Origin of the sequence: Vibrio sp. ED002, assembly GCF_023277445.1 — a bacterium.
Taxonomy (GTDB): domain Bacteria; phylum Pseudomonadota; class Gammaproteobacteria; order Enterobacterales; family Vibrionaceae; genus Vibrio; species Vibrio jasicida.
Genome location: NZ_CP080239.1, coordinates 2,281,213 through 2,296,652, shown reverse-complemented (window position 1 = coordinate 2,296,652; position 15,440 = coordinate 2,281,213). Strand labels below are relative to the sequence as shown.

Here is a 15,440-nt window from a genome sequence, read left to right as displayed (position 1 = left end):
CTGGCGGAGCTTTTTATTTAATATGATTCACTGAATGGCTTATCGGATTCTTCACCGTATCCATCATAGAGAATAACAGCGGTTCCTTTTCCGGTCTTACTCCAAGGAGGTGGCACAACCCAGCCATGAGGATCGGCATTTTCTTTAATACTACAGTCATACCCTCGCTTAGGGTTGCAGAGCTTGACATAGGCTAATACAACCCGCTTACCGTCAACATATACTTCCATTGCTCCACGGCCTAACTCATCCTCATTGAAATAGTTATCCATTATCTCAATTTTCTTGGCGGCAAGATCGCTGTCTATCGTATCTTTGATATAAAACCATTTGTCTTTAATATAGTTTTCTTCAAAGTTTCCCCAAGCAGGCTTCCAACGCTGACGCCATTTTTCTTCCCATTCGCCGCCAGTATCCCAACCTTGTGACCATTCCCCTTCAATGCCATTTGGTACACTTAATTGAATACCAGATCGCGCACAACAACCAGATACAGCCCCCGCTATAAATCCCGAACCTTTGCCGCGAACATCCGTGACAAGCATTTTCGAAATCCAATGCGGTTTTCCTAATGTTCCCGCACCGCCAGAAGTCGCCACAATGTCCGGCTGAGCTATAGAGCAAGCTGACAGAAACAACATAAGCCCTGTGATTATTTTACCCTTCATTTTCATACACCACTCGTTTTAATTCGTTTCCTTCTCTGGTCACAGCATTGACTAATTTTTCATAAGCAGAATCATAACCAACGTTAATTAACGCATCATGAGGTCGGTGTATCCACATTGAACCATATTGACGAATTTCACTATACCAATGGGACCGTGTCACTTCCCCTAGAGGCTGCGCAAGTAACTTCTGGTTTAACTCGACCAATTTGGAATCAATCCCCTTTAAAGCGGTAAAATCTTGAGGAAGGATGTAATTACGCTCCAGCCAAGAAATTCCCATCTGTTCGCCTTGTTGTTTCATTCGTTCGAGTGCAAGCGCTGATAGCCCGTTACTGACTGGCTGTAGCTCATAGTAATACAGCATATCGCGGTCTAACTTCACTTCACCGTATAAACCTTTCTGTTTACAGATTACGGACCATCGCTCTTGTTCTTGCTTGCGAATTGCGATTCGTTTTTGTGTACCAAGATCAGAGCGAGCATTGTCATAAGGTCGCACTTGGCCAGCGATTGATTCAGTATTTATGAGCTGACGGTTAAATGTCGAAGACAGAGGCATACCGTAACGGTCAGGTAAACCTTGCTTGTCATACTGCTCTTTCGATGGGTAACCACCACCAATATCAGAATGGCTACCCGCAAATTCTTCTTCGAAGAAATGTGCAGGGTTGACGCCATTTTGTTTAACTGAAGTCAAAGGAAAGTTTTTGCGAAACTCATGTTGTGCCGTGATTTGAAATACCCGCTCGGCACAATTCATATCGAGATCCAGTTCAAAGTTCCCCTCATCCTCATTACCCGCCATATAGAACGAACCAACCGTATCAAATAGGCCTAAGAATCGTACTGTACTTGTACGAATTTCGTCAGGGTAATACCCCTGATTATTATCATATTGCTCAATAGATGCTTTACCGAGCAAGTTGGGGTGAACGCTGCCAAACATCTCACCGTCTCTTGGTTTGGCTACGTCTGGTAATCCATCTTTAAGTGCATTAACAAAGTGACGTGCCAACGCTGCGCCACGGCTAAACCCAAAGACATCAAATTCAATATGAGTGATGCTCTCGAATTCTCCATTTAGTTCTAACGTATCCGTGATTCTTGCATACTCATCAGCCCACTTTTGCCATTTATAGAACGCGCCTGTTCTTGAACTGGTGTAATCTGCAATGAGATTCGGTAAAGAAATCTCCCACAACAACGAATCACTGACATTGTTAACGTCTACACCAAAGGCTTGCGCAGCATTTGATTCATCATCACCATCATCAATCGTTTTTGGGGTTTGCCACGCACCATCAACTGTCCCCACACCGGATATGTAGATTTTTTCGTGTTCCTCATCTATCGGATACGCCTCAAATAATCGTGCCACATTGGTCCGCGATTTCACGCCGCGCTGTTCTTTGTACGCATCGTTTAAGTTGTTCTGTCCCGTACCATCAAAGAACACACCAATGCGCAGCACCTTCTCAATCACTTGCTTAACGTTCATTACCGGAGTATTCACTAACGATTTTGATTGCGGGTAAATATGTTTAACGGTCGGGGACAACTTCGGATCATCATGTTCTTTACTGACGCTACCAAACGGGCACGCTTTCCCCACCTCGACGGTCGTTATTGAACCTTCATCTGTTGGTTGCCCTACTGCATCAACCAGCAAGCACGGGTCGATCAGTGTGGCGTTCTTGTCTAACCATGATTGATTAACTTCACCTAAACCGTCAGTGGTTAATCGCGCGCGAGTGTAGTAGATATATTGCGTTGGAGGCGCAGCCCCTTCGATAGATACCGGAACAGTGATCGATGTATAAACCTTATCGCTCACGTAGTCGTCGCTGATAATATCATATGTCGAGCGGGTGACACGCCAAGCCCAACGCCCCTCCCCTAAAATATCCATTTCATAGACTAGCTTCCCATCCACAAAGTAATACAAATAACCATGTGTTGGATAACCTAACTGTCCGTTCACATCTACTGCTGGGATAAACGGTACAAACTCGGCATTAATATGTTTTTCGTCAGTTTCTTGTGGGTTGATCTTGAACGGCTCACTCATACCAACCATCGAAAAAAGTTCATGAACTAGAGATTTTTCCTCCTGCTCATTACAGGAACAAACTAAATTGACGTGCCGATATGGCTCATTGATTTCTTCTTTACTCCAAGCAGTAATTTCTTCTTCGTTACTGGTTTTGCTAAGTGAAAACACGCCCGTTTGTAATTGTTCCAAATCTACTTTGGGTGCATGTATCTTAATGCGACACTCAAACTCAGCGTCCTTGCTTTCGTCGTCGTCACTCATAAGTGGCATCGGCGTCAGTGCTGTTGTGTCTTGCACTGGCGCATAGCCTCCACCTAACTTATTAGGCTTAGGTACATTGTATTTCAAAGCAACTTCCTATCCTTTAGGGTAAAAGGTCAGTCTAGCAACGCACCCAATATGAAGCTCTAGGCATAATAACGGTTTACATATCCTTTCTATCTGAATTAGAAAAAATGAGAACATCGGCACATACAAAAAGCTCCGCACTGGCGGAGCTTCTTAGTAACAACATTATTAACTGTTTAAGGTGACGATTACTCTTCGTCTGTCACTAGAAGAAGAGAGAATATATAGGTCGGTTCTAGTGGGCTCCAGTTGTAAACCTCACCATTAACTGAATCAAACACCATGACGTTTGAGCCATCACCGTTCGGTGTGTTACTCCAGATGTAACCTGCATAGTCACCCGCTTCTATCGTGTAACCACTTTCGAATGCAGTGCCGTTCATCGCAGGGCTGTGGCAAGCACGCTCCGTCAACGCGACCAGCTCCTTAATATTTGGTAAGCGCCAGTTCTTTTTGCCCGCGAAGTCATGCAAAGCATGGTTACCAGATTCATTACGGATTTGCTCAGCGGTTGATAGCGCTAACTGCCATGACATCTTAGTCGCAGCGCCATCACAGGCTTCATTTGCCGCATTCCACGTTGAGCCAACAGGGCAACGCATCCATGTAAGACCTGTTTTTAAGTCAGTTACGGTACCGTTATCAGAATATGTATAACGCGTGTTAGGTGCCGTTTTAGCAAAGTCAGTAGAACACTCTTGTGCAGCCATTGCAGTTTGAGAAGCCAAAGCAAGAGATAGTACAGTTATTAATTTCTTCATCTTATTGGCCCTTTACTGCTACTAGACGGATTGGAAATTGGTATGAGTCATCGGCGTCTGCACTTGTGTTGCTTGAGCGAATATCGACGAGTGAAATAGTGCCTCTATCTACGCCCCGAGAGATAATAGCAGGGAAATAAACCTCAGCATCAACGAGCTGTGGTGATGTATTCACAAACGTAAAGTCGCTATGCCAAAACGCACCATACTCTAAATAAGGACTGCCTATCGTTTGCTGTGGGAAGTATTTAACATTAAATCCATACACGTTGTGTGGCGCATATTCCTCGTTCGGAGCGAACAGTGTTTGTTCACCAAAATCTAATAAGTCATACGTTTCACGGTAAGTAGGCAAGCGCCAACCATTGATTCCACATAACGATTGTTTGTTTATGTACTCAACATATTGGCTAGTGGTACAAACTTCATCACCAGCGTCTTTACAACCTGCAAGCTCTACATCTTTGCTAAATGGCTTAAATGTTTCAGATTCAAACGCAAATAGGCGGTCTTTAAATTGAACCGAGCTCGCATCCGCACTCTTGTTTTCCCAAACAAGACCAGTACGCTCGTCCATAGTACAAGCCCACTCAGTCGCATCTGCAGCTAAAGCAGCACCTTGTGAATCTAGCTTAACGAACTTAAAGCCAGCGCCTGTCGACGTTTGCTTGTCCTCTTTGTCGAAGCCGTATTCCGCATCTTGACCAGGGTAAGCAGCTTGAACCTCAGCAACGTCTGCTGCGCCATCAGCAAAATGGAGAACGGCGCCCGTATCGTTGCTGCCAACCGTTTGTTCAGCAACCGCTGCAATTTCTTCTGCAAATGCAACCACTTCCGCTTCAGACAGAAGAGAAGAGGCCAACGATTTACCTTGGAAGCTAAGGCTTTGAGCAAGCAGCGCTACACCTTTGGTCATTTGTTGTGGCTGCATCGCAGCTAATAGTGCAACCGTGTTTTGCTCTAGCTTATCTAGCTCGCTGGCTTCTGCGTTAGACATCACCGTACCAGACAGAGAAACGCCGGCATCGGTGAGTTGCGCTTTCACAATCTCTTCAGCTTGAGCAACGGTTTTACCGTCAACCACAAGACCTGCGAGCAACGTTGTTACACCATTGACCGTGTTACCCGTTGCTAAGTTTTGGCCCGGAGCCGCAAGACGCAACGTTTGGTTCGAACCTTGATTAACTTGAGCAAGAATGGTGCTGGTTAGTACGTTTTTGTCGCTTGAAGTCAGGCTAAATTTACCGGCATTATCCGTTTTAGCACTCGGCTCGGTCGTATCACAAACGTAGTTTTGGTTTAAATCGATGCACACTGGCGTATCAAGAAGTGTACCTGCAGAAACGATGGTGCCAGCTACATCATAGGTCGGTGCCGACGTGTCACCACCAGAACCACCGCCACAGCCAGCTAGGGCTAGTGACATAGCAACGAAAGAATATTGAAACTTCATAGATTTTATCTTCTTTTGATTTTAATTAACGAGAGCGAATCACTCTCACCATTGAAAGCAGGAAAAGTCCTAACAAGGTCCAAGGCGAACCACTGCCACCTGAACCACCACCACTGCTTTCTTTAGTGGTATCAGCACTGCACTGATACTGAGCAAAGTGACTCACACCCCACTCTTTCAACACCCCAGAGTTTCCTGACACGCGGTCAGACACTTCGAGACGCCAAGTTCCCCAACTCGGTTGACCGACAAGTGCTTGTAACTCCTCGTCATACTGAGCTGTGAAGTAACCTTTAAATCCATTGGTATTGCTTGATTGATGACTAAGTAGCACGACCGATTTGCCTTGTGGAGACACAATCGTCACTTGCAGATCCTGCAGTGAGTCATGTTCGATGTTCAGGTAAACCGCAAACGAGTCATCAATCGTGAGTGACTTGTCCGATAGCGTCTGAGAGAACAATCTGTCGCCTTGCTCTGGCAAAGCGGAATTCACTGATTGAGGCTGGATATCTAGCTCTGGCGTACCATTAACCAACATCGCCTTTTCACTCCACTGGTGAGTCTTTAAGCCTTCTGCAAATTGGTAATCCAATGAAATAGAGGAATCGAATTGCGTACCACATGTCAGCCCGCTTGGTAACGCCACCTTCATTGAGGTCGAGTCAGAAAGCGCTTCATCAAAGTCGAAAACGGATGCGTTGTTTAGCTGCCATTGCCCTTTGATGCTCGCTTCGCGGCCAGTTTGGCTCAAGCTCACACCAACGTCTTGACCTTGTGCGATGTATCGAGCGTCATAGCGAACGCGAAGAGGCGCTTTAAGTAAGTTGTGTCTGTTGAAGCTGTCCGTCAGGAATTGGGCGTAATCTTTATTTGGGAACAAGGTATTTGCGGCAAACACGGTCGATTCCGCCAAATCATGCATTTTAACGCCACGACCAATGCCATACATGCCTTCAAGAACAATGGCGTCAAACTCTCGGAACACGTTATCGGTATCATCACCGTATCGTTCAACCGATGCTTTAAGTGCTTGGAACAGTGGCGTTGACCATAGCTCGTCACCTAGTTCACCGCCCACACTAACGTGCGCTGGATACTCTGAGCCCTCAAAGTAACGCGCTCTTTGGTTCCATAAGCTACGAGTTGTTTTGCGTGTTCCGAACACACCGTCCCAGTTGAACACCGTATCTAACTCGAATTCTTGACCACGACGCGAAGCATCCAAATATTGAGTGCGGTAGCTCGCGCTGCCCGCCCAGTAATCAGCAAAACCTTCTGCGATAGCACCAGTGTGACCGTACGCCCAATCCGGTACTATTTGGTAATGAATGCCATGCCCAAGCTCGTGTATCACGACATCAGCATCGACTGCATCCGGAGAAACACCACCGACACCCAGCATGAGTGCTTTCGGGCCGTAATAGTAAGTAGAGTTATCTTTTGATAAACCGCGAGCATCAAAACGAAGCGGTTCGTCAAACAAGTCGTAAGTCAGGCTTGTCAAATATTGGATCGAGCTATCAAGATGATAAAAAGCCATCAACTGTGGGAACGCATTGTCACCAAACTCGGTGCTTTGCATCTCATCAACACTGTCAAATGCTTGAACCCCTTCTGCGCTGAGAAAGTCCAACGTATCAAGTACAGGTGCTTCACCAGGTGCTGGGGCTGCAAATAAACCCGTCGCATCCACTTGCTTTAATCTTGGGTTAGACAAATAGAACTTGCCGCCCGACTGTAAAACCTCAATCGACTTGGTGACGTACTCGATCGGCTGAGGGTAATCGGACAGTGCTGACCACGTCGATTCTGGTGCCGCTTGCTGTTGCATGGTACGAAGATCTGGGTTGAATAAAGAAACCTCAACATCAACCAGACTTCCAGAGCTCAGAGCAGGTGGCTCTTGTGCTTGCAGTTGGCGAGGCGATTCCAATTCCATTGCAACCGTTGGTTTACCGTTGCGAATTATCGTATCTTCAAGGCTCTTAAACACTCGCACAACGTGATGATTTTTATCGGTTGTTACTACTAGGGCACGCTGTGCTTGATATTCACCGTTTACCCAAACATCAAAATTGTAATGCTCACCAAGCTGAGACTGGGTTTTGTAACGGAACTTAAACTCGCCCGCTTCTGAGTAGTGGCTGTCTAGATAAGTTTTCGCTTGCGCTTCATTCGTTACCACAGAGTCCGTTGCGGGATAATCCCACTCTGCAGACTGCACCGCTGGGGTACATGCAATAAGCAGTGAAAACGCCAATGGTTTTAGCTTCATGATTTCGTCCTAGAATTCGTATTTTGCATTTAGCGTGAAGTAGCGCCCAGGCTCAGTTGAGTAACGCTTACTTTCCTCAGCGATACCCGCTACGTCTTGGTATCGGATGTACTCTTTGTCGAACAAGTTGACGATGTTTGCGCTAACACGAAGGTCTTTGGAAACGTGGTAAGTTGCGCCAAGATCAAACGTATTCCACGCGCTTGTCTGCGCACACTCTGTCGCTAGGCCAAGCGTGGTCTGGCATTTAGGAACGCGATCCATAGCTGCGGCCCAGTTCCAAGCCACGTAAGCGTTGAAGTCTTGGTTGGCGTATTTCAGTTGAGCGTTACCTTCGAATGGCGTAATGCTTCGAACGTATTCGCCTTCCGCGTCTTTGCCATCTACGTAGCCAAACTTAGTGCTGATGTCCCATTGTTTGGTGAGCGCGTAACCCGCAGAAAGCTCTGCGCCATAAGTCTCTACGCCATCAAGGTTTTGGTACTGTTTGATGTAATTACCAGTGCTTGAGTCAAAGCCTGTGGTCACAACATCGATGAAGTTTTCAAACTTGTTGTAGAACACAGACGCATAGACATACGCACGACCGTTATCGAACTTGTTACCGATTTCAAATGAGTCCGAAGTCTCAGCTTCTAGGTCTAAGTTAGGTGCGATAACAAAAGGCGTTAGCGGTACGAAATCATGGTTCACGAAGCCATATGCTTTGTCGTATTCCGGAGCACGGTAACCGTGGTTGTACGACACATAAACGATGTTGTTGGCAAACATTTCACGAGAAACCGACAGGCTTGGAGACACCTCTGAGCTATCCATGTCTTTTAATGGGAAGCCGCCCACTTCGCCCTCACCGTCCGGCGTTAAACGGTGCGAATCAAAGCGCAGGCCACCTGTGATGGTCCATTTATCCAGTTCCACCATGTCTCGAACGTACAAACCAATGTTATAAGCACGAGCAGGAGCGAAAGGTTGTTTGGTCGAAGGCGTTACGCCGTTCCAATCAATCTTGGAATCGCTATCTGTGCGTTCATAATAGTCAGTAGCAAGCTCAACACCGTAAGCCAATTGGTGCTCAGCATTTGCTGCATAAATCGTATTGGTGAAGTCGCCACGAAAACCAATTGTCTCGTCGATGAAGGTTTTGTGTTCCAGCTCGCGACGTTTGGTGACCAAACCATTATGATCCACTTGGCGCATTAAACGGTTGGTGTCTTCCACAACTTCGGTGTGACGCCAGTAAACTTTGGTATCCAACTCTTCGAACCAAGTTGGATTAATCGGGGTTACCTCTGCACCAATGTAAGCACTGTACTCTTCGGAAGTTTCATCTTCAGCAAAGTCTTCAATGTGCCAGATTCCATCAGGTTGAATGGACGGTGAACCCTCCAAACGCTCTTGATTCTGGGTGTAGAGTTCCGCTTTGGCTTTCAACATCACCTCTTCATTGAAAAAGTGGTTGATCGTATAAGCACCGCTGTAACCATCTAGATCGCGGTTATACAAATCTTCATCAAAGTTACGCGTCTCTTGCCCTTGCCAATATGAAACGTTGAACAAACTCTCTGTATCACCGGAGCGGAAAGCTAGGTTGCTCGTACCTTTGTACTTGTTGCTGATATCGGTGTAAGTACCAGAAACATCGGTGTAGAAGTCTTTGTCTTTTAAGAAATCACCCGGCTGACTGGATTCTAAAATCACCACACCGCCGATCGCGCCAGAGCCATGCACCGAAGAGCTTGCACCTTTAATGATTTGCAGCGATTCAAAATTGGATAAATCAAAAGTATCTCGCCCAACTGCATCATTAATGTCGTTCGCACCGAAGCCATCCGCAGAACGAATGCCATCACGAACGATCATAATGCGGTTACCTGTCATACCACGGATGGTAATGTTTTGCGGACGTCCTGCACCGCCCGTCACGCTTACACCAGGTTCGCTACGCAGCACATCATAAAGCTCGGTTTCGCCTCGCTCTTCGATTTGCTCGTTTGTGATAACCGCGACACTACCTGCCACTTTTGACAATGGCTGATCGATTTTATTAGCGGTTACGACCACCTCTTCCATTGAGAAAACCTTAGATTCGGCGTGCACTTGACTGGCAGCAAGTACCGAAAGTACTGCCGCTGACACTGGGGTAAGCTTCATTTACTGCTCCGCTTTAGATGTTTTAATTAGTGATAGTAGAAATGCGTATTCCTTCGCTTGTTGCTCTTTTGCCTGCCTTGGATCCATGCGGTGGCCAGAGTGAAAATCCGTTTGCAACAAATAAGGGCCTGTCGATTCACTGGTCGACGAAATTTGAGCGAGATACTTCGCGCCTTCCCAATAAGGCACACGTTGGTCGTTTAATCCGACTTGAACCAACATGGGTGGATAAGCGTCTTTGTGGATATTGAGAATAGGATCATAAGCTTGCATCGCTTTGAGCTGCTCTGGGAGTGTCGGATTCCCCCATTCCCCATATTGTTGTGCGGTAAGTGGTAACGTCGTATCGGACATGCTAGCAACGACATCGACAAACGGAACCTTCATCACCGCGCCAGCAAACAAGTCCGGAGCTTGGTTGATCGAGCCGGCAACTAAAGTACCACCCGCACTCGATCCAATCGCGTAGACATCACGTTCACCACCATCAAAGTGCTTAAGTGCTTGTGCAGCCGCCGTGAAATCATTGATAGAGTTAGCTTTAAGAACGCCTCGGCCTTGCTCGTGCCAGTCGGCACCAAAGTAACCGCCACCACGGACATGCGCTATGGCGTAGATAACGCCTTGATCTAGTAGGCTCACGGTTTGAGGCATGAAATAAGGTTTCATGGTAAACCCGTAAGCGCCATAGCCGTACAGCACAACAGGAGCGTTGTCGCTGAGCTTATCTTTGCGGTAAGCAAGAGAAACGGGCACTTCCACACCATGACTTTTGACCATAATGCGTTGAGAAACATAATCTTGGCTGGAGAAGCCGTGATAAACATCTTGAGAGAGATTTGCCTTTGTCAGTGCTTTAACATCAAACTCTTCCCACAGCGGCGGTGTCGTCATCGACATACTACGAATGCGGATTTTGTTGGAGCGGTAGTCACCAAGAGTGCTCAACCAAGCAACGCGACCTTCCGACTCTAAAGGCAGAGATTTCTTCGCCTTGCCATCGTAAGAGTAAACCGAGATTGTCGTTTGATTGTCTTGCTTGGTTAATACCACAAGTCCCGCTTCATACAAATAGAATTGCTCTACGCTATTTTCCGAGCGTAAGAAAGACTTCCAATTAGATTCAGCAGTGTCCGCATGTTTCTCGGGCATCGTAGCTTCAAACAAACCAAACTGACCATTAAGATTGCTGTTGATAAAGACTTGGTCTTGAGCAACATCTGCATAATACTCCACACCGGTTTCTGGTTTACGTAGCGAGGCCGTTAGCTCTCCAGAATCAAGGTTTAGGATCTTTTGTTCGGTGGTCGATTCATTGTTACTTTGTACCAGTGCGAAACGCGCGTCGGCTGAGGGATAGAAGGACATGAGCCAATCGGTCTTGTCCTCTTGCCAAAGTACTTTCTGCTCGTTGGTTTGAGTATTAATTCGAACGATTTGGTAGGGACGCTGAGCTTTCGCTTCTTTTGATACAGCGAAAGCAAACTTGCCATTTGATGAAAGCAGAACCCCATTATCAATGTTGCTGATAAGCTCGCGTGCTGCACCACTCTTTAGATCAACTAACACAGCACGATACTGCTCGCTGCCATCAATATCTTCTGTAAACAACAAAGAATCGCCTTGAATACGCCATTGACCAATTTGGAAATACTGACGTTCTTCTTGGCGAGAAGAGAAATCGTAAACCACTTTCTCTTGCGCGTTGTTATCAGCTCGCGAAAGCAAAACAAAGTTGCCTTGTCGACGAGTGAGATTCCATTCTTGGCCGTTTTTAATCACCCAAGGCTTCTCGCCTTTTTCTGCTGCCATGGCTTCCCATTGGCTCAAGAGATTTTGGGTAATCTCGTCATAGCGTTTCTGAAATTGTTCTGTTTTTTGGTTCTGTTGCTTGAGGTAAGAAAGGACTCGCTCATCTTGTCTGGAATCGTCTCTCAGCCAATCAAAGTTATCCGAGGCAACACTGGGCATAGAGGTGACTAAAAGCCCCAAAAAAACATGACTAAATTTCATATAAATGGCACAACTATTTATAGGATTAATATTATGTCGCGTATTCTGCCCTTAAATAAAAATGAGATCAATTATCATTTACATATTTTCGTGACATTTTTATCGGTTTTTATTATGCCAAACGTTTAAATCATGGATGAATGCACTGTGATGCAAAGCTATTGTTAGATAAGTCATCTATTGCTATGCAATTAAGAATCTAGAAATGAAAACGTCACCTAAAGAAGGTGACGAGGGTAACTTTTTTACTTTAGTCAGTAGCTCAAAAGAGGTAGAAAAACTAGAAAAGATGACTAGTTACAACCCAAAGTAAAGCAAGAAATCCAACAAAATAAAGGGAGGAAAAAACGACCGATTTAATCAATTCACCCATTTGAGACTTTTCAGTAATCATGTGAGCCTCTGCGATTGTGTACTAAGGTACAACTCACCAACGCTACGCAGAGAAACGCCAACATCTCAACCCAAACGTCTTTCTTTCCCCAACCTAACGATTTGCATTGTTGTTCTGTAAGGCTCAGATCGATGTCTTCTAACCACTGTTCTTCTTGATACATATTCTGTCTCCTCTTCTGGAAACCTATGCTAAGCAAAATTGGCGTTCAGAAAAATCAAAGACTATTTAACCCTTGTTTAGAGCAGCTAAACAATAGCCCTTGAGAAGACAAATTCCAGATATAAAAAATCCGAGCTCGTAAGCTCGGATTTGAATTCAGTTAACCTCTAACGCTGAGTTGAGGATTAATCTTCAGCTTTTGATTCCGCTGGCTTTTTCTTCGGGATAAACACATTGTCACCCACTGCCACGTTTTGATAGAAACCTTTATCACGCTGAGCGGGTTTCTTCGCCACTTTCTTCGCTTGAGGGCGAGCCTTCTTCGGTGCTGCTTTATTACCACGGAAATCAGGTTTACGCGGCTTCAAACCTTTAAATTTGCCCTTTAGGTCATCAAATACCGAGAATTGTAAATCTTGTTGTAGGTAGAGCTCAACACGCTTGAAGCTGTCCCAGTCTTTAGGGCCAACCAGCGAAATCGCATCACCTTTGTTACCAGCACGGCCTGTACGACCAACACGGTGCACGTATTCTTCTGTGTGTTTCGGCATATCAAAGTTGATAACGTGCGTAACTGTTGAGATATCAAGACCACGTGACGCTACATCTGTCGTAACGAGGATCTTAAAGACTGCGCGTTCAAACTGACTCATGATGGTATTACGCTGAGTCTGGTTCAAATTACCACTCAATGCGACTGCTTTTAGCTTTTTCTCGTTAAGCTTAGTAGTCAAACGTTCAGTATCGTCACGAGTCGCCGTAAAGATGATCACTTGACGATATTCAGCTTCTTCCAACACACGCTCAAGAATCGCTTCTTTGTGGTCAAGGTGATCACACAAATAGAATTTCTGAGTAATGTCTTTGTGCTCTTCGTTTGAAACACCTACAGCAATGCGTTTTGGTGCATTCAACATCTCTGATGCAATACCGTTCACTTCTGCGTGGTCCAATGTTGCAGAGAACATCAACGTCTGACGACGGCGGTGTTTAGCTGCGTTGTGGATGCGGCGAAGCTCTGGTGCAAAGCCAAGATCGAGCATACGGTCAGCTTCATCAAGAATCAGCGTTTCCAATCCATCTAGGTACAATGAACGGTGTTCTAGATGGTCAGCCAAACGTCCTGGTGTAGCAACGATAAACTTAGGGTAACGACGCAATGCTTTTACTTGGTCGTTAAAGTTTTCACCACCTAAGATCAAAGTAGCATCGTAAGACAAGCCAACTAACATTGAGCGTAGCTCGCCATATACCTGTTTCGCTAACTCACGCGTTGGCGCAAGAATGACCGCACGTGGGTCTTTCGCAGAAAACGACTTCGTCTTTAATGACTTGTGAAGCATTGGTAATACAAACGCCAAAGTCTTGCCAGAGCCCGTTTTCGAAGATGCCAATAGATCCTTGCCTGCAATCGCAACAGGAATCGCCTGCTGCTGAATATCAGTCGCTTTTTTGAAATCGTAGTGTTTTAGGTTCTTCAACAATCGGTTGTCTAGGCCTAGATCTTTAAATTGCAAAGTATTCTCCAATAAATAGTCATCGTTTGAGCGCTTTTTCGGTGTCGTTTCCGCTCTAACGCAGCAAAAAATAAAAGCTCGGTATAATACCGCAAATCATAGGAGTATAGATAGAGATCACACAAACTAAATGTACAAGAAATAATAAAGTTTCATGTTAGAAACTTTCATTTGCGTCAATATCGTCTAAATTATTGATATCAGGAACGTGGCGAGAGAGTTGCTGTACTACCTGATACAGGCGTTAAAGGTGAGTAAACGCTCACTTATGTAAATTAAAGGTTAGCGTCCGTATCAGGTACTCTATGAAATCCTTGGATTTTTTTGACTTTTGCTACATCATGTACTGATAGAATGTATTCACATTTACCACTACGACTATATGACACAAAACGTATAGCGTAGGAATTTAACTATAGGCAAGGAGTTCTAATATGAACAAAACGTTGATCGCAGCTGCAGCAACTTCAGTACTTCTACTAGCAGGTTGTGCTTCTTCTGACGAAGCAGCAACAGCTACTAAACTAGACGAACTAAGCAACCAAGTTAGCCAACTAAGCCAAGACGTTCAGTCTCTACAATCTGACGTTCAAAAGTCTAACGACGCGGCTATGGCAGCTCAAGAAGAAGCTGCACGTGCTAACGAGCGTATCGACAACATCGCTCAGTCTTACACTAAGTAAGATGTGATTCCGCGCTTTAACGCTTGTTAAGGCGCGGTTATTTCTACTGGAACACCATTCTGAGCAGCAATCGTTGCTTTAGCTTTCGCATTCGTCATCCCATATTCATCCAACCACCAATTCAACTCTTGTGGAATTTGTAGGTGATCTTTCTCGCCGTTACTGCGAGTCAATGGTTCATGCGCCTCAACAAATACACTGCGGTCTGGTTCTAGCGTGACTTTAACTGGCTGATTGATGATTTTCACTTTTTCACCACGACGTACCTTGTCGAATAGCCACTCGATGTCGTTAGGGTCCATACGAATACAACCCGCACTTACACGCATGCCAATACCAAAGTCTTTGTTAGTACCGTGGATCAAGTACTCACCATGACCATACGCCAAGCGCAGCGCAAACATACCGAGTGGGTTATCAGGCCCAGCTGGTACGACTGCAGGTAGGTCAATGCCCTTCGCCTTGTATTCCGCACGGATAGATGAAGGTGGTGTCCAGGTTGGGTTTGGACGCTTCTGGCTGATGCTCGTTGTCATCTCTGGCGTGTCTCGACCAATACGGCCAATACCTACCGGGAATACATGAACCACATTTTCTTTAGCCGGAAAGTAGTAAAGACGCAGCTCTGCCAAGTTAATAACGATTCCTTTATGGGGAACGTCTGGGAGAATAAGCTGAGTAGGAATAGTCAGAACGTGGCCTTCTTTTGGCAGAAAAGGGTCCACGCCTTTGTTGGCCGCCATTAACGCCAGCATGCCAACATCGTACTGCTTAGCAATGTTTGCCATGGTTTCGCCTTGTTCAACCACGTGGTTTTCCATGCGGCCGATCACACGAGCGCCGTCTTCTGGCAGTTGATACATTTTGGCGAATGACAATCCACTCACTAAAGACAACGATATCGACAACAGGGTGCGCTTTGCGATACTCATAGGACGCTTCTTGCTTGGCATCTC

General features: G+C 45.6%; 11 protein-coding genes. 1 reads left to right on the top strand and 10 read right to left on the bottom strand.

The annotated features are described in order from the left end of the window. Positions 1-17: 17 nt before the first annotated feature. From ITG12_RS27010 to ITG12_RS26970, 9 genes are all read right to left on the bottom strand, one after another. Positions 18-674, bottom strand: a complete 657-nt coding sequence (locus ITG12_RS27010) for a hypothetical protein (protein WP_038873301.1) — start codon at positions 672-674, stop codon at positions 18-20. Further along, a complete protein-coding gene (locus ITG12_RS27005; RefSeq protein WP_038876301.1) occupies positions 658-3,072 on the bottom strand; it encodes a DUF2235 domain-containing protein in 2,415 nt (804 codons plus the stop codon). The genes ITG12_RS27010 and ITG12_RS27005 overlap by 17 nt, the downstream gene beginning before the upstream one ends. A gap of 188 nt (positions 3,073-3,260) precedes the next feature. After that, positions 3,261-3,833: a DUF1566 domain-containing protein gene (locus tag ITG12_RS27000; RefSeq protein WP_038876303.1), complete on the bottom strand. Its 573-nt coding sequence runs from the start codon at positions 3,831-3,833 to the stop codon at positions 3,261-3,263. Position 3,834: 1 nt separating this feature from the next. Beyond that, positions 3,835-5,286, bottom strand: a complete 1,452-nt coding sequence (locus tag ITG12_RS26995; protein ID WP_038876306.1) for a DUF1566 domain-containing protein — start codon at positions 5,284-5,286, stop codon at positions 3,835-3,837. A 25-nt stretch (positions 5,287-5,311) separates the two neighbouring features. Beyond that, positions 5,312-7,564 carry a proprotein convertase P-domain-containing protein gene (locus tag ITG12_RS26990; RefSeq protein WP_038876308.1) on the bottom strand — a complete coding sequence of 751 codons (2,253 nt, stop codon included), beginning with the start codon at positions 7,562-7,564 and terminating at the stop codon, positions 5,312-5,314. A 9-nt stretch (positions 7,565-7,573) separates the two neighbouring features. After that, positions 7,574-9,715, bottom strand: coding sequence for a TonB-dependent hemoglobin/transferrin/lactoferrin family receptor (locus ITG12_RS26985; RefSeq protein ID WP_038876310.1), 2,142 nt, complete (start codon positions 9,713-9,715; stop codon positions 7,574-7,576). Next, positions 9,716-11,728 (bottom strand): prolyl oligopeptidase family serine peptidase, encoded by a 2,013-nt coding sequence (locus ITG12_RS26980; RefSeq protein WP_248874595.1) that lies wholly within the window; start codon positions 11,726-11,728, stop codon positions 9,716-9,718. It abuts the gene before it with no gap. A gap of 383 nt (positions 11,729-12,111) precedes the next feature. Then, the gene (locus ITG12_RS26975) at positions 12,112-12,285 is read right to left on the bottom strand and encodes a hypothetical protein (protein ID WP_164492035.1); all 174 of its coding nucleotides are present in this window, start codon (positions 12,283-12,285) and stop codon (positions 12,112-12,114) included. Between the two features lie 184 nt (positions 12,286-12,469). After that, positions 12,470-13,813: a DEAD/DEAH box helicase gene (locus ITG12_RS26970; RefSeq protein WP_248874594.1), complete on the bottom strand. Its 1,344-nt coding sequence runs from the start codon at positions 13,811-13,813 to the stop codon at positions 12,470-12,472. A gap of 422 nt (positions 13,814-14,235) precedes the next feature. Between ITG12_RS26970 and ITG12_RS26965 the strand changes: the two genes are divergently transcribed. Continuing rightward, on the top strand, positions 14,236-14,484 hold the full coding sequence (locus tag ITG12_RS26965; protein WP_005441096.1) for an Lpp/OprI family alanine-zipper lipoprotein: 249 nt from the start codon (positions 14,236-14,238) through the stop codon (positions 14,482-14,484). 26 nt (positions 14,485-14,510) lie between these two features. Here ITG12_RS26965 and ITG12_RS26960 read toward each other — a convergent pair whose 3' ends face one another. Further along, positions 14,511-15,437: a L,D-transpeptidase family protein gene (locus ITG12_RS26960; RefSeq protein WP_081634923.1), complete on the bottom strand. Its 927-nt coding sequence runs from the start codon at positions 15,435-15,437 to the stop codon at positions 14,511-14,513. Positions 15,438-15,440: the final 3 nt, after the last annotated feature.